The following is a 16,377-nucleotide window of genomic DNA, read 5'->3' as shown; positions in this document are numbered from 1 at the left end:
AGCACCAAACGCGCTGGCAGTGGCAGGCGGGTTTGACTTCAAGGGCCGAAATCATTATGATGAAAGGACCATGAAGCGGCTCTCGTTGCGGTTCCCGATGAAGGATTTCTTCGTCTCCGTCTTTGCCGACCGGGTCTACGTGGTGGGCGGGACGGTGCGCGATTTCATCCTATACGGTAAAATAAACAAGGAGCAGGATGTCGACCTGCTGGTCACCGGCAGCAGCTACGACGAGATCGCCGCCGCGCTCAAATCCTTCGGCAAGACCGACACCGTCGGCAAGAGCTTCGCCGTGCTCAAGTTCAGCCGCGAGGGAAAAACGTTCGACATCGCCGTCCCGCGCCGCGACCAGAAAAAGGACGAGCGGGCCCACGGCCACAAGAATTTTCGCATCGAGGCCGGGCCGCAGGTCACGCTGGAGGAGGACCTTTTTCGGCGCGATTTCACTTGCAACTCCATCGCCGTCCGCCTGAGCGACGGGGTGGTCGTCGACCCGCACCAGGGGCTGAAGACCATCGCCGAAAAACGCATCGTCATGACCAGCCCGGCCAGCTTCAGCGACGATCCGTTGCGCATCTTGCGCGCCGCCCGCTTCGCCGCCGTGCACGGGTTCACTGTCGACAAGGCCATCTACGCCAAGTCCAGGAAGGTGCCGCTGGGCGCGTTGAGCGCCGAGCGGGTCGTTGACGAGCTTTTTAGGCTGCTGCTTGAGTCGCCTCAGCCCTCGGCCGGGCTCCAGGAATATTTCCGCCTGGCGGTCATGGAAAAACTTTTCCCCGAGCTGGCCGTCCTGGCCCTGACCATCCAGGACGCCTACTTCCACCCCGAGCAGGACGAGCAGGGGCACCACTCGGTCTGGGCCCACACCCTGATCACTATCGATATCGTCAAGAAGCTGACCGCGCGCTACAAGCTGGACCAGGAGCGGTCGCTATGCCTGCTGCTGGCCGCCCTGCTCCACGACTGCGGCAAGGCCACGACCACCGCCTGGGAGTTCAAGCACGGGCGCATGACGGTGACCTCGGCCTTTCACGACTCCCACGGCAGCCAGAAGGCCGAGGCGCTGCTGGCCAGGCTGCGCGTCGAGACTTGGCGCGGGTTTCCTTTGAAAAAGACCGTCTTGCGCCTGGTGCAGCAGCACCACCGGATCTACGAGCTCTACCGCAACCGCGAGGAGATCACCTTCAAGGCCATCGCCCGCGCCGTCAAGGACATGGAGGGCGAGGACCTGCTCCTGCTGCTGCTCGATTTCGCCGACCGCCGCTCGCGCGAACCCCGGCCGCTCGCTTTCAAAGGCCTCGACGACATTGCCCGCTGGTTCAGCCGCAAAAAGGAGGAATACCGGATCAGCCAGGAGAGCATCCGGCCGCTCATCCTGGGCCGCGACCTGATCGCCCTGGGCGTCGCCCCGGGCCGGCAGATGGGCGCCCTTTTAAAGGAGTTGTACGACCTGCAGCTGGACGGCTCCTTCCACACCCGCGCCCAGGGCCTGAAATTGTTCAGGGACCTGCAAAAAAAGAAGATCGCTGGAGCCAGCAAATGAAACTGTACCTGCGAAATGGCTTCATTGAAAAAAAAGAACCGCTGATCATGGGCATTCTCAACATCACCCCCGATTCCTTCTCCGACGCCGGTCGGTTTTTCGAAAGCAACGCCGCCTGGGACCATGCCCGGGAAATGGTCGCCGCCGGTGCCGATATCATCGACGTCGGCGGCGAAAGCACCCGGCCGGGGGCAAGCCAGCTAAGCGCCGAGGAGGAGGTCGACCGCGTCCTGCCGATCATCGAAAAGATCAAGGAGGAACTCGGAGTGTTGGTTTCCATCGACACCAGCAAGGCCGAGTTGGCGCGCCTGGCCGTCGAGGAGGGCGGCGCCGACCTGGTCAACGACATCTCCGCCCTGCAGTTCAGCGAGCATATGGCCGCGACCGTGGCCGAGCTGAACGTGCCGGTGGTGCTGATGCACATCAAGGGGACGCCGGAAAACATGCAGCAGGATCCCTTTTACGCCGATGTCGTCGGCGAGATCAACGATTACTTCCAGCAGCGGATCGATTTCGCTCTGAGCACCGGCATCAAAAAAGAAAAGATCATCCTCGATCCAGGCATCGGCTTCGGCAAAAGGCTGGAAGACAATCTCGCCATCATCAAGAACCTGAAGCGCTTTGGCGAATTCGAGCTGCCGATACTGATCGGCGTTTCGCGCAAAACGTTCCTCGGCCGCTTGAGCGGCGAGACGGTGCCCGAAAAAAGACTGGCCGAAACCATAGCCGCCAACATCGTGGCCGTCCGCAACGGCGCCGCCATCCTCCGCGTCCATGACGTGGAAGCGACTGTCCGGGCCATGAAAGTGTTCAGAAGTTTGACCGTTTGACCGGCTTGGCGGCCGAAATGAATAAAAGGATCAGGCCCAGGGAGGGCGCATGAAGAAAGGAAAAGTTTTAGCCGCGACCATCTGCTTGCTGGCCGCGATCGCCGCCAACGCCTTGCGCGCGCAAGGCATTGACCCGGCCGGCATGTTCCCGGAAATCGACGGCTGGCAGAAAAAGGGCGAATGCGAGAGCTATTCCCCGGAAAACCTCTACCAGTACATCGACGGCGCCGCCGAGAATTTTCTCGGCTACGGCTGCCAGCGGCTGCTGGTGCAGAATTACGCCAACGACCGCGGCCAGGCGCTGAGCGCCGAGATTTATTTTCACGGCAGCCTGGAAAATGCCTTCGGCATGTACAGTTCGGAGAAACCGGCAGCCGGCGATTATTTTTCGCTGGGCAGCGAAGGCTACGCCGAAGCCGGGATCCTGAATTTCTTCTGCTCTGCCTACTACGTGAAGCTCAGCGCCTTCGGCCTCGGCACCGACAGCGAGCCTGCCTTGCGCAAACTGGGCCGGGCCATCGCCGTCGCCATCGACCCCAGCGCCGCCATGCCGGGCATGCTGCGGGTTTTCCCCAGCGCCGGGAAAATCGCTCACTCGGAACGCTTTATCCTGAACAATTTCCTGGGCCACGATTTCTTGCGCGCGGCCTACGCGGCCGATTACCTGGTCCACGGACAAAAATTCCAGCTCTTCGTCATCGACGCCGGCAACGAGGCGTCCGCCCGCGCCGTGCTCGAAAAATACGCCGCGCTGGAAAAGGAGAAGCCGGGAACGGACGCAGCCGTCCAGCCCCACAAGGGGACGGACGTAACCGTCCAGCCCGGGGCACTGACCATCAACGATCCCTACAACGGTTCTATGCGCATCCTCTGGCAGGGCCGCTTCATCTGCGGCAGCAACGGCCGGGCGCCGGCAGCCGACGAAACCATCGTTGCCCTGGCGCGCAATTTGCCCAGGCAATAAAATGCGCCTGCCGCTTAAATCCGCTTAAAAAATTCCGGCCAGCAAACCCAGGAACAGGCTCAGGCCGCCGAGGTTGACCTGTCCGCGCGGACCGCTGCCGGCCGGGACCGATGCGTATTCCAATTGCACCAGGGCATGCCAGCGGCGCTGCAACCGGTAGCGGCCGCCCGCCTGGATGAAGAAGCCCGCTTTTCGGCCCTCGGTCGTCAGCGGCGCATCCAGCCACTGCTCGCGGTAAAAACTGGCGCTGGCGCCGGCTCCAACGAAGGGGACGAAGCGGGAAGACGACAGCCGGTAATTCATGCCCAGACGCAGGGTCGCCATGCGCCAGTTCAAGGCGTGGGTTTCAGCGGGCTGTTGGGCGGAGAGCAACACGGTGTTCCCGGAGGTTTCAATATAGCGGGCGGCGCTGAAAACGGTCATTTTCCTGCCCACGGCCAACTCCAGCTGCAACTCGACCGGCCAGATGGCTTTGCCGTAAATTTCCCGGAAATTGCCCTGCTGGGGATAAAGGGATCCGGCGGCGAGGGCGATGAAAAATCGTCGCGGCGGCGATTTCTCGACCCCGGTTATGGCCGGCAGCGAGAAGAACGAGAGGCATAAGAACAGGGCAAGCCAAAACGCGCGCTGCCGGCAAATTTTAGCGTTAATTGTTCTCATCGTCCCTGACCTCCTTGGAGTAGTTGCTTTGCCGGCCCTGATTGTCCACTGCGGTCAGCACATAGAAGTATGTTTTTTCAGGCGCAAGAAAAGTATCCTTGAAAGCGGTCGCAACGACGAGTTGGGTGGTCAGGCACTGATACGTGCCATGGGACTGTTCGGCGCGGAAAACATAATAACCGGCTACCGGGCTCGGGTTCGCCTGCCAGTTCAAAAAAACGGTTTTCGCGCTGGCAAAGAGCGAGGCGGAGATCTGGCTCTGCGCCTGCAGGCCCGTGGGTGCTGCGGCGGCGGAGGTGTTTGCAGGCTCGGCCAGCTCGGCGACCGCGGCCAGGGAGGCTTGCACGGCCTCGGTGGCGAATGCCAGGTCCAGGGTTTCCAGCGTGTCGCTGGTGCGGTGATAAAAGGGATTGTCGCTATCCTCGATGCCGCAGAGGGCCGCATAGCCCTGCTCCCAGAAGGAGGAATGGTCGCTCCAGTTCAGGGAAGCATTGATCACCTTGGCCAGGCGCAGCCCGACGTAGGGCTGGGCAACGGCGATGAAGCGGTCGGCCAGCCATTCCGACTGCCGGTTGCCGATCACGTCCAAGACCCGCTGATAGCTGCCGGGATAAGCGATCATATCCAGGTTGACCACGGCGACAATCTCGGCGCCCTGCAGGCGGGCCTGCCGGGCATAATGCTCGCTCCCGTACAGGCCCCATTCCTCGGCCGAAACGCAGAGCAGGACGATGGTTAGGTTAAATTTCTCAACGGTCAGTATCCGGGTCAATTCCAGGACGGCCGCCGTGCCGCTGGCGTTGTCGTCGGCCCCCGGCGCCGAAACCTGGGGGTTGTTGCTGGTGGAATCATAGTGGGCGCAGGCCAGGACGATTTGTTCCGGGGCGCTTTTTCCCGGGATGACGGCCACGATGTTCTTGCTGCTATACCCCCCTTCAAAAGCGAACGGATCGGCATTCGCCGACAAGCCCAGCTGCCGGAAGCGCTGGAGAATGAAATCGCCCGCCGCCGCGCACTGGGGGGTGGACGCATAGCGGGTTTTAAAGTTCTGCAAGGTGAGGATGTCGGCCCGCAGCCTGTCGACCGAAACCTGCGCCACCAGGCCTGGGATTGGCGACCAAAGGCGGGACCGGGCCGGCGCGGCCGTTTTCTCCGCAACGGGCGAAACGGCACGAGCCCCATAGCGGCCGGGGAAAACCCCGGAAAGCTGAAGCGCCTTTAGGTGGAATGGCTGGACCAGCCAATTGCGAAAATCGGGATTGTCGGTCCACAGCAGCCAAACGCCCTCCTCCAGGAGCAGGCAATGGATGTTCCCCGGCTGCGCCAGCAGCGGCGAAGGAAGTTTCGACTGCACCAGGAAATAGGAGTCGCCCGGCGCCGGCGAACCGACCGAAGTAAAAGCAAGGCCTTCATCCCGCAGCCGGGAGACGGCATCGGGCGGCGCATTGACCAGCAGGCAGGAGCCCAATTCCTGCACCACCGTCCCGCCGGCGGCGGCGATGGAATGAATGGCGTCTTCGCCAGTCGGGGTGATTTTCAGCAGCAGCAGCGGCCGTTCCGGCGTCTCCGCCGGAATGGCCGCTGCTGCTGCAGGAACGAACGCAGCGACGCTCGACAGAAAAATCAGCAGAAAGCAGAACTTCAATTTTGTCCGCTTGACCATTCCCGACTCCTTAAAGGACAAGATGAATAATACGGGTTATGAATTGATTTCCTTGAAAATTTCTTCCCAATCGGCCGATTTCTTCAGTTCGGCGAAAATGGACTGCCATTGCTCCTGCACGTCAAGGATGAAATCGATCACCTCGCGCACGGCGCCGCGACCGCCATAGCGCTTGGCGATGTAATGAGAGACGCGCTTGATCAGCGGGTGGGCGTCGCCGACCGCCGCGGCGAACCCGACCATGCCCATCACCTCGGCGTCGCCGATGTCGTCACCGATATAGGCCACTTCCTCTTTTTCGAGGCCGTATTTCTTCAGAAGTTCAAAAAAGGGGACGGTCTTGTTGTAAACGCCCTCGTAGTAGTCGTCGACCTGCAATTCCTCGGCCCTTTTTTTGACCTGCTTGGACGACTTGCCGGTGATGATGGCCGTTTTCAGCCCGGCCAGGCGGGCAAAGATCACGCCAGTGCCGTCCTTGACATCGAACGACTTGATCGACTGGCCGTTGGGCATCATGAAGAAGCGGCCGTCGGACAGGGTGCCGTCGACGTCCATGATGATCAGTTTTATCTTCTTCGCCAATTCCTTTTGGTCCATCATATCATCTCCGTTCTCCACAGGTCGTGCAGGTGCAGCAGTCCGCACAGATGGTTGGCGCCGTCCTGGACCACCAGAGAGGTGACCGCCCTGTCTTCCATGATTTTCAAGGCCTCGACCGCCAGCTTCTCCTCGCCGATGCAGAGAGGATTGGCGGTCATGCACTCGGCGGCCTCCGCCTTGGCGAAATTGATCCCCTTCAAAAACAAGCGGCGCAGATCGCCGTCGGTAATGACGCCGGCGACCCGGGTCCCGTCCTCGACCACGATGGCGATGCCGAACTTTTTTTCATTGATGACGCGGATCACGCTTTTCATCCGCGCATGGAGGTCGACGACCGGCATCTGCTCGCCCGCATGCATCAGGTGCTTGACCTTGAGCAATTTCTTGCTGAGCGAACCGCCGGGGTGCAGGTCGAGGAAATCCTCCTCGCTGAAGCCGCGCTTTTCCATCAGGGCGATGGAGAGCGCGTCGCCCACGGCCAGGGTCAGGGTCGAGGAGGCGGACGGCACCAGCCCGATCGGGCAGGCCTCCTTTTCCACGCTGCAGTCGATGAAAACGTCGCTTTGCCGGGCCAGCGTCGAATTGGGATTGCCGACCAGGGCAATCAGGCGGATGCCCAGGCGCTTGATGTAATTGAGCAGGCGGATGACCTCCTCGGTTTCCCCCGAAGTGGACAGGGCAATCACCACGTCCTGGGGATGGATGATGCCGATGTCGCCGTGGATGGCTTCGGCCGGATGGAGGAAAATCGCCGGGCTGCCGATCGAGGTCATGGTGGCGGCAATCTTGCGGCCGATCAGGCCCGACTTGCCCATGCCGGTGACCACCACCTGGCCGCGGCATTCGAAGAGGATGGAGACCGCGATGGCGAACTGTCCGTTGATTTTGCCCAGGGCGCTCAGGATGGCATTGGCCTCGGTCTCCAAGACTTTTCTACCGGTTTCAATGCTGCCCATCAGCGCACATTATACAACTTTTGCAGGCGGATTAAAAGGGGGCGCAAGGAAGTCAGCGGCAGGGAATTGGTCCCGTCCGACAGGGCTTTTTCCGGGCGCGGGTGGATCTCCAGGAAAATGCCGCTGGCGCCGGCAACGATGCCGGCGGCCGCCAGCATCGGGATGAACTGCGGGTCGCCCCCGGAAACTTCGCCGGCGCCGCTGGGCCGCTGCACGGCGTGGGTGGCGTCCATGACCACCGGGCAGCCGCTCTCCTTCATGCGCGGGATGGAGCGGAAATCGACCACCAGGTTGTTGTAGCCGAAAAAGGTGCCGCGCTCGGTCAGCATGACGCGGCGGTTGCCGGCTTCGGCGGTTTTCTTGACGGCCAGCAGCATGTCGTCCGGGCTCATCAGCTGGCTTTTCTTGATGTTCAGCGGCAAGCCGGTGCGGGCGGCGGCCAGCAGCAGGTCGGTCTGGCGGCTGAGAAAGGCGGGTATCTGGATGACCGACAGCACGCGGGCGGCAATTTCCGCCTGCCAGGGTTCGTGGATGTCGGACAGGACCGGAATATTCAGCCCGGCCTTGATTTTCTCCAGGATGGGCAGCCCCTTGTCGATGCCCGGGCCGCGCGGCGAGCGGATGGAGGAACGGTTGGCCTTGTCGAACGAGGCCTTGAAAATGAAGGGGATGCCGAGCTCGGCGCAGGTTTTTTTCGCCTCAACGGCGATCTCGCGCGTCAGCCCCTCGTCCTCGATGACGCAGGGACCGGCGATCAGGAAGAACCGCTCGTCGGTGATCTCCAGATCGTCAACCTTGAAGAAAGTCGTCATTTCTTGATTTTACCAGCAAATTGTCTTTTGCGCAATTTTCTATAAGAATACATAATACAATTTAACAGAAAATGAAACAATTGCTTTTACTAATCTATAAAAAATCATAAGAAATAAGCCCCTTTTAGGGAAAAAAAATATTTTACTGACATTTTAACTACAAAATTGCAATAACTATATTAACAAAAAAATAAAAAAGTGCTATAAAGAATGTATATGGATTCGCGAATCAAGTCAGCTTATTCCTCGGATGCAAAAGCCATCGTCTTCGAAGGATCTTGTTTAGACTTTTTTAAACAAATTCCCGATCAATCAGTAAAATTAATAGTCACATCGCCACCATATAATATTGGCAAAGAATATGAAAAAAAAATTGACTTGAAAAAATATTATGCTCAACAAGAAGAAATCATTTGTGAATGCGTACGAATACTATCTGTAGAAGGCAGTATTTGCTGGCAAGTGGGAAATTTCGTGAATAAATCCGAAATCATTCCCTTGGATATCTTTCTTTATCCTATTTTTCAGAAATTCAATCTCCAACTGAGAAATAGAATTATCTGGCATTTTGAGCATGGTTTACACTGTTCCAAACGTTTATCGGGTCGTTACGAAACCATTTTATGGTTTACAAAGTCCGAACACTATACATTCAATCTTGACAATGTGCGCGTACCCCAAAAATATCCTAATAAAAAATATTTCAAAGGACCAAAGACTGGGGAATATTCATGCAATCCATTGGGAAAAAATCCAAGTGATGTCTGGAATATTCCTAATGTAAAATTCAATCACATAGAGAAAACCATCCATCCATGTCAATTCCCGGTTGAACTAATCGAACGATTAATTGTCTCATTAACCAATGAAAATGATTGGATATTTGATCCTTTTCTTGGAGTCGGAACATCCATTGTTGCCGCTATTATTAACAAGCGTAAAGGAATGGGCGCGGAAATTATGCAGAAATATGTTAAAATTGCTAAACAACGAATTAATTTGGCGTTTAACGGCGATTTAAAAACAAGACCAAAAGATAGGCCTATTTATGACCCAATTAATCCAATAATTTATAAAAATAACGATCATTCATCAAACGAAAAATTTAATCAATTATCATTATTCGAAAAAAAATCAAATCTAAGGCTCGTAAAATGAAAATTGTTGAAAAATATTCGCATTTAAATGGATTGGAATTTTTACTTATTCACAAACCTCAATTATGGGAAGAAATTGTTGGAGTCATCAAATCAATTAATGCCGAAAAATTAAAAACAAAAATTTCAGAAGAAAAGACCATGAAAGGAAAATTGTTATATAGTCCTATTGAATTGAACCAGACTTTCAAAAAAAAGCTTTCAAAATTGAAATGGTTAGAAAGCAGGATAAGTTATTGGGTTACAAATGACGAAAAATTAATTAGAAAAACTTTGACCATGAACCCTAAGGATCAAAAAAAGGAAATTGAACTGGCAGGCCATAATCCCATTTTTAGTTATAACCAGACTGATTTTGTTAAGGACAGAGTGTCAATTGAAGTTCAATTTGGAAAATACTCATTCGTAGCCTATGATTTATTCGTGAAACACCTTGCATTTTTTATTGGCGATAAAATTGATGTGGGAATAGAAATATTACCCATGAAAACACTTCAATCACAAATGAGTTCAGGTGTTTCATATTTTGAAGGTGAATTATACAATGTGGTTAGACAGGGTAGAGGCATACCCGCTGTCCCCCTGATTATTTTAGGTATCGAACCATAATATTTATTTTTCATTAACAAAAAAACAGGCACTAATCTCAGATAACAATCTTTTCCTTGTACTCGCCGAAGACGGCCCGCATCTGGTCGGCGATCTCCTGCAGCGTGGCGTAGACCTTGACCGCCTCCAGGATCGGCGGCATCAGGTTCTGCCCGTTCTCGGCCGCCGCCTTGACCGCGGCCAGGGCGGATGCGACCGCCTCGGGATTCCTTTTCTTCTTCACCAGGTGCAGGCGCTCGACCTGCTCGGCCTCGCTCTTGGGGGAAACCTTCAGGGTTTTTAGGTGCGACAGGTCCTCCTCGCTCTGGAACTTGTTGACGCCGACGATCACCTGCTCGACCGCGTCGATCTCCTTCTGGTAGGCGTAGGAGCTGTCCTGGATCTCCTTCTGCGGGTATCCGGCCTCGATGGCCTCCAGCATGCCCCCCATGGCGGCGATCTTGTCCAGGTATTTCCAAACCCCTTTTTCTATCTCGTTGGTCAGCGCCTCCACGTAGTACGAGCCGGCCAACGGATCGACGGTATCGGCCACGCCGCTCTCGTTTGCGATGATCTGCTGCGTGCGCAGGGCCACGCGCACCGAGTCCTCGCTGGGCAGGGCCAGGGCCTCGTCCATGGAATTGGTGTGCAGGCTCTGCGTCCCGCCCAAAACGGCGGCCAGAGCCTGCATGGTCACGCGCACCACGTTGTTCATCGGCTGCTGCGCGGTCAGGGTCACCCCGCCGGTCTGGGTGTGAAAACGCATCATCTGCGACTTCTCGCCGGCCGCGAACTGCTCCTTCATGATCCGCGCCCAGATGCGCCGGGCGGCGCGGAACTTGGCCACCTCTTCGAGGAGGTTGTTGTGGCTGGCAAAGAAAAAAGACAGGCGCGGAGCGAATTCGTCGACCTTCAGCCCGGAAGCCAGGGCCGACTTGACGTATTCGACCGCGTCGGCGAAGGTGAAGGCCAGCTCCTGCACGGCGGTGGAACCGGCCTCGCGGATGTGGTAGCCGCTGATCGAGATCGTGTTCCACTTGGGGACCCGCCCCTGGCAGAAGGAGAAGATGTCGGCGATGATGCGTAGCGACGGCCGCGGCGGAAAGATATAGGTGCCGCGGGCGATGTACTCCTTGAGCAGGTCGTTCTGGATGGTGCCGGAAAGCTGGTCGAAGCCGACCCCCCTTTTTTCGGCCACGGCCAGGTACATGGCCAAAACGATCGCCGCCGAGGCGTTGATGGTCATGGACACCGAAACCTGGTCGAGGGGGATTTCGGCGAACAGGATCTCCATGTCGGCCAGCGTGTCGATGGCCACGCCGACCTTGCCCACCTCGCCCTCGCACAGGGGGTCGTCGGAATCCAGGCCGATCTGGGTTGGCAGGTCGAAGGCCACGCTCAGGCCGGTCTGGCCTTGCTCGAGCAGATAGCGGTAGCGGCGGTTCGACTCCTCGGCCGAACCGAAGCCGGCGTACTGGCGCATGGTCCAGAACTTGCCGCGGTACATGGTCGGCTGAACGCCGCGGGTGAAAGGATAGGCGCCGGGATAGCCTAGGTCTTTTTCATAATCCAGCTCGGCCACGCTGCCCGGATCGTATAGGCGCTGCACCGGAAACGAGGTGGCCTTGAAGGTTTTGCGGCGTTCGCTGTTCTTTGCCAGGGCTTTTTTTAAAACGCGCTCTTCCCATTCCTTTTTTTTCATTTTTAAAACCTCTGCTAACGTAAAAAAATCTATACAGCTTGCCGGCGCAACGGCTGGATCAATCCGCCGCGTCCATTGGCATCAACTTCCATCGGTCGGTCCGATGCTTTGAAATGTCGCTTCAGACCCGGGATTTTTTCTTGAACGTATCCTTGGTGCCCTCGATGAAATCCATCGCTTTTTCGCTGATCTTCTCGACGTTGTCCTTGACTTCGTTACCGATCTTTTCGGAAAAATCCTTGATCTGCCTGCGGGTCTCTTTTCCGGACTGGGGGGCGAAAAGAAACGCCAGGCCGGCTCCGATCACGGCCCCGCTCAGGAAGCTGAAGAACATTTTACCGCCAGTATTTTCACTCATTTATTTACCTCCTTTTATCTTCTTGACCAAATTCCAACCCATCTTGATGGCCGGCAGGAAGGCCAGCAGACCAGCCGAGCGCCGCAGTATGTTCTGGTTGATGAAATGCAGGGCTTCGCCGGCATTTTCCACCGTGCGCTTGGATTGCGCCAGCACCTGATCGACCCTTTCCAGCCGCTCCTGGGCCATGATGCTGACCTGCTTGAATTCCCGGGCCAGGTCGCGTACCTCCAGCGAGGTTTTTTCCATGTCGAGCATCATCGCTTTGAATTGTTGGATGGCCGGGATCAGGGTGATGACCAGCAGCAGGAATCCCAGGGAAAAGACGATGGCGACCACGAAAATAATTATTACAGCCGTTGAGCTCATGGTGTTCTCTCTTTTACTATTATATTTAAATCGCCCCCGATGTCAATCGATTAGAGCCTTCTAACAAATTTTTTTGCCTTCAATAAAGAAAATTTGTTAGCTAAGGCTCTTATCCAGCTTCGCTGGATTGGAATTGATTTATTTAAGTTTTTTTAGCAATTCTTCCGCTTCCAGCCTGTCTTTCGCGGTCAGAACGATGCGGACCTCGCCGCTGCAAAAAAACGGGGCATGGCCCAGGGCCAGGCGGTTGGGGATGGACGCTTTTTTCTGCCATTGCCGCCACTCATCCTCCTGGCGCGAAAGGGCGGGGAAGCGGCGGCGCTGCAGCGCCTCGAGGATCTTCTGCTGCGGCATTTCCTGCTCGAGCAGGGCGGGCCGCACCGTGGCGGCCAGGATGCTGGCAACGGATCTCTTTTTGCGGAAGGCGGTTTCCTCGAGCAGCTGAATCACCTGCAGCTGGTGGCTTTCGGAAAACCCGATTTTGCCGAAAAGCCCAAGCAGCGCCTTGCGGTCTCGAGGGGCGAAATCGGCCAGCCGCATGGCCGCCTTCAAGCAGAGCTGGCCGGCAGCCAGCAGCGGGCGCATGGAGACGTCCAGCAGGACGTCCAACCGCTCCAGCAGCGCTTCATTGAGGGCGAACCCCAGCTCGGCCCGGCGCCGGATCTCCACCAACTTGCAACAGCGCGATATTTTCCTGATGAAGAGAAGCTTTTCGCACAGGTTGAGTTCGAACAGGCGGTTGGAAAGATTGAAATTCAACAGCAATGCCTCTGTCGGGTTAAACTCGCCTTCAAAAACCAAGGCATCCTTCCGCCTCCCGGCCAGCAGCAAACGGAAATAGTCGTGCCCCCAGACGATTCGTTGCGCGGCGTCGACGACGACCAGCGGCAGTCCGGGAAACTTCGCTTCGATCCCCTCCAGGCGCTGCGGCTGCGGCGGCCAGGTAAAATCGTAGACATCGTCGCGGCTGATGTCCTGCAGCTTCATAACCGATCCAGGCATGATCCCGCCTTCGGCCGGCCCGTTTTGACCCGGGGCTTGCCGTCGTCGCCATTCTACTGCAACGATGCGCTTTTGGCAAAAGGCGGCGCGGCCTTTATTCAGCTTTCCATTTCATATAAAATGGTTCCATGAAAAAAACCGCACCTGTTAGGCTGCACGATCTTTTCATTTTCGACGCCCATTGCGACACGGCCTGCGTCCTTTTTGATAAGCCCATATCATTTACCAGGAGCCCGGCCCAGCTTGACCTGCAAAAAATTAAAAAGGGCGGGCTGCAGGCGCAAATTTTCGCCCTGTGGGTCGACCCGCTACTGGCGCCGCACCGGGCCATGAAGAGGGCCTTGCAGCTCCTGCAGACCATGGAGCACAAGGTCTTCGCCCCCGGGTACGCCGTTAAAGTCACGACTCCGGCTGAAATGGACGCGGCGCGCAGAAAAAAAAAGCTGGCCGCCTGGATCTTCCTGGAGGGCGGGCATATCATCGAGAATTCCCCCGAAATCCTCGATGTCTTTTTTTCCCTGGGCGTGCGCGGCATGACCCTGACCCACTCCAAGAACACCGACTGGGCCGATTCCACCACCGACAAGCCCAGGGCCAGGGGTCTGACGGCGCTGGGCCGGGAGATCGTCCGGCAGATGGCGCGCATGGGCATGGCCATCGACGTCTCCCATGCCTCCGACCGGACCATCGCCAGCGTGCTGGAAACCACGGCGGCCCCGATCATGGCCTCGCACTCCAACGCCAGGAAGCTGTGCCGCATCCCGCGCAACCTGACCGATGAGTTCATCCGGGCCATCGCCGCCCGCAAAGGTTTCATCGGGGTCAATTTCTGCCCGGCCTTCGTCAAACGCCGCGTTTTCGACCAGATCGAGGAAAATTTCGCCACCTTCGCCCGGGAGATCAGGGAAAGGACCAAAGGGCGGCTGGACGATCCCGAATTCCTCAGCCAGGTGGAGTGGGAATATTACCTGCGCGCCGTCGCCGGCACCGACCGGGTGACCATCGACGAGGTGATCGACCACATCGTCCATATCGCCGCCGTTGGCGGCATCGATTGCGTCGGGCTGGGCAGCGATTTTGACGGCATCCCCTCCACGCCGGCCGGCCTGGGCAACGCCGCCGCCTATCCCAGGCTGGTGGCAGCACTGCAGCGGCGCGGTTTCCGGGAAAAGGAAATCCGCAAAATCTGCGGATTAAACCTGGCCGGCTTCCTGGCCCTGGTGAAGCTTGCGTCCGCGGGCCGAAAATACGCGTGGCGGAAACCCGCAGGGCAATAGAAATGAAGACCGGCATCGCCCTGGGCGGCGGCGGAGCCAAGGGATTGGCCCATATCGGCGTCATCAAGGTTCTGGAAGAGCATGGCATCTTTCCGCAGCTCGTTTCCGGTACCAGCATCGGTGCCCTGATCGGCGCCCTGTACCTGCTGCGCGGCGACATACATGCCGTCGAATCGTTTGCCCTGGGTTTTGAAAACTCCAACCTGTATCCCTACCTGGTGCCCAGGCCATCCAGCTCAGGCCTGATTTCGGAAAAAAGGATCCAGGCCTTTTTGAACGACATTTTCGGCAGTAAGCGCTTCGAGGACCTGCCGCTCCCTTTCTTTTGCCCGGCCAGCGACATCCGCCGCGGCGGCGAAGTCATGTTCGCCAGCGGCAGCCTGCAGCGGGCGGTGCGGGCCTCCATCTCCATACCGGTGATCTTCAAGCCGGTTCGCCTGCGCCGAAGCTACCTGGTTGACGGCGGCCTGATCAATCCGGTCCCGGTCGACGTGTTGAAGCGGAACGGCTGCGATTTCACCATCGCCGTCAATGTCATCACCCAGCGGCCGTCGCGGCCCCGGCGCCGCAATAAAACCAACGCCAGGGAAAAGCTGCTCCTGGCCCGGCTTGACGAATTCTTCAGCCACAGGCTGCTTTCCGGCCGCTCCGACGAGGAACCCAACCTGATCGAGTCGTTCCTGGCCACCATGGAGATCATGCAGCAGAAACTGATCGCCGCCCGGCTGCAGAACGACGCTCCCGACGCCGTCATCCACGTTGATACCCAGGATTTCAAATTGTTCGAATTCTACCGGCCGGCGGTGATCATCCGCCGCGGCGAACAGACGGCGCGCCGCTCCATCCGGGAAATCCTCCCACGCTGGCAGCAGCGCCGTGCCCGGGAAAAGAACGGAGGCTGACATGGAAGCCTGCGCCTGCGACAAATGCGTCAGCGCCTGCCGCGACGATCCCGGCCGGCTGGTCCCGGCCGACCTGAAGAAGATCGCCGCTTTTTTAAAGATCAGCGAAAAGGAACTCAAGACCGCCTACCTGGTGCGCATCCCGGCCGAGGGCAGGAACAGCCGCATCCATTTTTGGGCCCCGGCCAAGATCAAAGCCAGCCGTTTTCTGGCCGCGCCGGGCGACATCGTCCCCGATTACTACGGGCAGGAAAAGGGGCGCTGCGTGTTCCTTTCGGAAGAAGGCCTCTGCACCATCCACCCGGTCAAGCCGTTCGAATGCGCCGCCTACATGGGCTGCCGGCACACATTTTTAGGTCGTCCTTACAAAAAAACGAGTGTTGAGGCTTTCTTCGTTTCACGCTGGCGAAAATGACAGGATCTATTCCACCAAGGGAATCAACGATCGTAGCATAAAGCAGATGTGTGGAATAAAGCACCAATGACCAAAATAAAAGAAAACCCGACAGTGCCTTAGTTTGGAACATTGGAATTTGTTGTTCTCACTATGATACCAACTCTAAGTCGGTATCATCGAGTGAGACAACCCCGTAGGGGAGATTTATTTGGATTTTGGTGGTTGGGATTTGGAATTTGTTTTCTTTCTCGTCACGCGTTACCAACACTATGTTTTTGGTAATTTCGTAAAGTCACCAAAAACATTCAGTGTTGTTATAGTCACACTCGATGGTTTCAGCGATACCAATACTATGTTTTTGGCAAAATCGGTAAGCAGCCAGAAACATTCAGTATTGGTATAGTCAAACTAGATGGTTTCAGCAGCTGCCATGATTGCTGAAACCATAGTGTGACTCACTACTGTCCTAATAAAGTTTCGATGATATAGAAGCCGGCCCCTCTTTTGGGTAAAATTGATTTGCCTTAGATCGACTTTATCCTAGGAGGTGCCAGCCGTGGCATATTCTAACACAGTTTTCAGGCAATTGGTCAACCT

17 protein-coding genes are annotated in these 16,377 nt (G+C 56.8%); 8 read left to right on the top strand and 9 right to left on the bottom strand.

The window, feature by feature from the left end:
• Nucleotides 1–70 precede the first annotated feature (70 nt).
• The 3 genes from NTW95_06125 to NTW95_06115 are packed head-to-tail and all read left to right on the top strand — an operon-like array spanning nucleotide 71 to nucleotide 3,337.
• Nucleotides 71–1,543 (top strand): HD domain-containing protein, encoded by a 1,473-nt coding sequence (locus NTW95_06125; protein MCX6556996.1) that lies wholly within the window; start codon nucleotides 71–73, stop codon nucleotides 1,541–1,543.
• Nucleotides 1,540–2,373 carry a dihydropteroate synthase gene (folP, locus tag NTW95_06120; protein MCX6556995.1) on the top strand — a complete coding sequence of 278 codons (834 nt, stop codon included), beginning with the start codon at nucleotides 1,540–1,542 and terminating at the stop codon, nucleotides 2,371–2,373. Before NTW95_06125 ends, folP begins: the two co-directional genes overlap by 4 nt.
• Before the next feature lie 49 nt (nucleotides 2,374–2,422).
• A complete protein-coding gene (locus NTW95_06115) occupies nucleotides 2,423–3,337 on the top strand; it encodes a hypothetical protein (GenBank protein ID MCX6556994.1) in 915 nt (304 codons plus the stop codon).
• A gap of 24 nt (nucleotides 3,338–3,361) precedes the next feature.
• Here the strand turns inward: NTW95_06115 and NTW95_06110 are convergent, their stop codons facing one another.
• From NTW95_06110 to kdsA, 5 genes are read right to left on the bottom strand one after another with little or no spacing between them, the layout of a single operon-like run.
• The gene (locus NTW95_06110; protein ID MCX6556993.1) at nucleotides 3,362–3,997 is read right to left on the bottom strand and encodes a hypothetical protein; all 636 of its coding nucleotides are present in this window, start codon (nucleotides 3,995–3,997) and stop codon (nucleotides 3,362–3,364) included.
• Complete coding sequence (locus NTW95_06105) at nucleotides 3,984–5,660, bottom strand: M28 family metallopeptidase (GenBank protein ID MCX6556992.1); 1,677 nt, start codon at nucleotides 5,658–5,660, stop codon at nucleotides 3,984–3,986. The genes NTW95_06110 and NTW95_06105 overlap by 14 nt, the downstream gene beginning before the upstream one ends.
• Nucleotides 5,661–5,696: 36 nt before the next feature.
• On the bottom strand, nucleotides 5,697–6,260 hold the full coding sequence (locus NTW95_06100) for an HAD hydrolase family protein (GenBank protein MCX6556991.1): 564 nt from the start codon (nucleotides 6,258–6,260) through the stop codon (nucleotides 5,697–5,699).
• Nucleotides 6,257–7,216: a KpsF/GutQ family sugar-phosphate isomerase gene (locus tag NTW95_06095; protein ID MCX6556990.1), complete on the bottom strand. Its 960-nt coding sequence runs from the start codon at nucleotides 7,214–7,216 to the stop codon at nucleotides 6,257–6,259. Before NTW95_06095 ends, NTW95_06100 begins: the two co-directional genes overlap by 4 nt.
• Complete coding sequence (gene kdsA, locus NTW95_06090) at nucleotides 7,216–8,028, bottom strand: 3-deoxy-8-phosphooctulonate synthase (protein MCX6556989.1); 813 nt, start codon at nucleotides 8,026–8,028, stop codon at nucleotides 7,216–7,218. Before kdsA ends, NTW95_06095 begins: the two co-directional genes overlap by 1 nt.
• Before the next feature lie 216 nt (nucleotides 8,029–8,244).
• On the opposite strand from kdsA, the gene NTW95_06085 reads away from it, so the two are divergent.
• Both NTW95_06085 and NTW95_06080 read left to right on the top strand, forming a co-directional pair.
• Nucleotides 8,245–9,186, top strand: a complete 942-nt coding sequence (locus NTW95_06085; protein MCX6556988.1) for a site-specific DNA-methyltransferase — start codon at nucleotides 8,245–8,247, stop codon at nucleotides 9,184–9,186.
• Complete coding sequence (locus tag NTW95_06080) at nucleotides 9,183–9,794, top strand: BglII/BstYI family type II restriction endonuclease (GenBank protein ID MCX6556987.1); 612 nt, start codon at nucleotides 9,183–9,185, stop codon at nucleotides 9,792–9,794. Before NTW95_06085 ends, NTW95_06080 begins: the two co-directional genes overlap by 4 nt.
• A 37-nt stretch (nucleotides 9,795–9,831) precedes the next feature.
• On the opposite strand, the gene NTW95_06075 is transcribed toward NTW95_06080, so the two are convergent.
• From NTW95_06075 to NTW95_06060, 4 genes are all read right to left on the bottom strand, one after another.
• A complete protein-coding gene (locus tag NTW95_06075) occupies nucleotides 9,832–11,475 on the bottom strand; it encodes a methylmalonyl-CoA mutase family protein (protein MCX6556986.1) in 1,644 nt (547 codons plus the stop codon).
• 121 nt (nucleotides 11,476–11,596) lie between these two features.
• Nucleotides 11,597–11,833 carry a YtxH domain-containing protein gene (locus NTW95_06070; GenBank protein ID MCX6556985.1) on the bottom strand — a complete coding sequence of 79 codons (237 nt, stop codon included), beginning with the start codon at nucleotides 11,831–11,833 and terminating at the stop codon, nucleotides 11,597–11,599.
• Nucleotides 11,834–12,202, bottom strand: a complete 369-nt coding sequence (locus tag NTW95_06065; GenBank protein MCX6556984.1) for a hypothetical protein — start codon at nucleotides 12,200–12,202, stop codon at nucleotides 11,834–11,836. It abuts the gene before it with no gap.
• 138 nt (nucleotides 12,203–12,340) lie between these two features.
• Nucleotides 12,341–13,204, bottom strand: a complete 864-nt coding sequence (locus NTW95_06060) for a hypothetical protein (GenBank protein MCX6556983.1) — start codon at nucleotides 13,202–13,204, stop codon at nucleotides 12,341–12,343.
• Nucleotides 13,205–13,332: 128 nt separating this feature from the next.
• Here NTW95_06060 and NTW95_06055 point away from each other — a divergent pair, with 128 nt between their 5' ends.
• The 3 genes from NTW95_06055 to NTW95_06045 are packed head-to-tail and all read left to right on the top strand — an operon-like array spanning nucleotide 13,333 to nucleotide 15,798.
• Nucleotides 13,333–14,481 carry a dipeptidase gene (locus tag NTW95_06055; protein ID MCX6556982.1) on the top strand — a complete coding sequence of 383 codons (1,149 nt, stop codon included), beginning with the start codon at nucleotides 13,333–13,335 and terminating at the stop codon, nucleotides 14,479–14,481.
• Nucleotides 14,482–14,483: 2 nt separating this feature from the next.
• Nucleotides 14,484–15,383, top strand: coding sequence for a patatin-like phospholipase family protein (locus tag NTW95_06050; protein MCX6556981.1), 900 nt, complete (start codon nucleotides 14,484–14,486; stop codon nucleotides 15,381–15,383).
• Between the two features lies 1 nt (nucleotide 15,384).
• Nucleotides 15,385–15,798, top strand: coding sequence for a YkgJ family cysteine cluster protein (locus NTW95_06045; protein MCX6556980.1), 414 nt, complete (start codon nucleotides 15,385–15,387; stop codon nucleotides 15,796–15,798).
• Nucleotides 15,799–16,377 lie beyond the last annotated feature (579 nt).

The sequence above is a fragment of the Candidatus Aminicenantes bacterium genome (genome assembly GCA_026393795.1).
Lineage (GTDB): Bacteria > Acidobacteriota > Aminicenantia > UBA2199 > UBA2199 > UBA2199.
The sequence above is the reverse complement of the archived record's forward strand: the minus strand, read 5'-3'. Positions and strand labels throughout refer to the sequence as shown.

What these genes read in the sequence shown, in the direction of transcription:
- kdsA (MCX6556989.1), bottom strand. Translation starts at nt 8,028, where the DNA reads ATGACGACTTTCTTCAAGGTTGACGATCTGGAGATCACCGACGAGCGG.
- folP (MCX6556995.1), top strand. Translation starts at nt 1,540, where the DNA reads ATGAAACTGTACCTGCGAAATGGCTTCATTGAAAAAAAAGAACCGCTG.
- NTW95_06065 (MCX6556984.1), bottom strand. Translation starts at nt 12,202, where the DNA reads ATGAGCTCAACGGCTGTAATAATTATTTTCGTGGTCGCCATCGTCTTT.
- NTW95_06100 (MCX6556991.1), bottom strand. Translation starts at nt 6,260, where the DNA reads ATGATGGACCAAAAGGAATTGGCGAAGAAGATAAAACTGATCATCATG.
- NTW95_06105 (MCX6556992.1), bottom strand. Translation starts at nt 5,660, where the DNA reads ATGGTCAAGCGGACAAAATTGAAGTTCTGCTTTCTGCTGATTTTTCTG.
- NTW95_06125 (MCX6556996.1), top strand. Translation starts at nt 71, where the DNA reads ATGAAGCGGCTCTCGTTGCGGTTCCCGATGAAGGATTTCTTCGTCTCC.
- NTW95_06110 (MCX6556993.1), bottom strand. Translation starts at nt 3,997, where the DNA reads ATGAGAACAATTAACGCTAAAATTTGCCGGCAGCGCGCGTTTTGGCTT.
- NTW95_06080 (MCX6556987.1), top strand. Translation starts at nt 9,183, where the DNA reads ATGAAAATTGTTGAAAAATATTCGCATTTAAATGGATTGGAATTTTTA.
- NTW95_06075 (MCX6556986.1), bottom strand. Translation starts at nt 11,475, where the DNA reads ATGAAAAAAAAGGAATGGGAAGAGCGCGTTTTAAAAAAAGCCCTGGCA.
- NTW95_06085 (MCX6556988.1), top strand. Translation starts at nt 8,245, where the DNA reads ATGGATTCGCGAATCAAGTCAGCTTATTCCTCGGATGCAAAAGCCATC.
- NTW95_06115 (MCX6556994.1), top strand. Translation starts at nt 2,423, where the DNA reads ATGAAGAAAGGAAAAGTTTTAGCCGCGACCATCTGCTTGCTGGCCGCG.
- NTW95_06045 (MCX6556980.1), top strand. Translation starts at nt 15,385, where the DNA reads ATGGAAGCCTGCGCCTGCGACAAATGCGTCAGCGCCTGCCGCGACGAT.
- NTW95_06095 (MCX6556990.1), bottom strand. Translation starts at nt 7,216, where the DNA reads ATGGGCAGCATTGAAACCGGTAGAAAAGTCTTGGAGACCGAGGCCAAT.
- NTW95_06050 (MCX6556981.1), top strand. Translation starts at nt 14,484, where the DNA reads ATGAAGACCGGCATCGCCCTGGGCGGCGGCGGAGCCAAGGGATTGGCC.
- NTW95_06070 (MCX6556985.1), bottom strand. Translation starts at nt 11,833, where the DNA reads ATGAGTGAAAATACTGGCGGTAAAATGTTCTTCAGCTTCCTGAGCGGG.
- NTW95_06060 (MCX6556983.1), bottom strand. Translation starts at nt 13,204, where the DNA reads ATGCCTGGATCGGTTATGAAGCTGCAGGACATCAGCCGCGACGATGTC.
- NTW95_06055 (MCX6556982.1), top strand. Translation starts at nt 13,333, where the DNA reads ATGAAAAAAACCGCACCTGTTAGGCTGCACGATCTTTTCATTTTCGAC.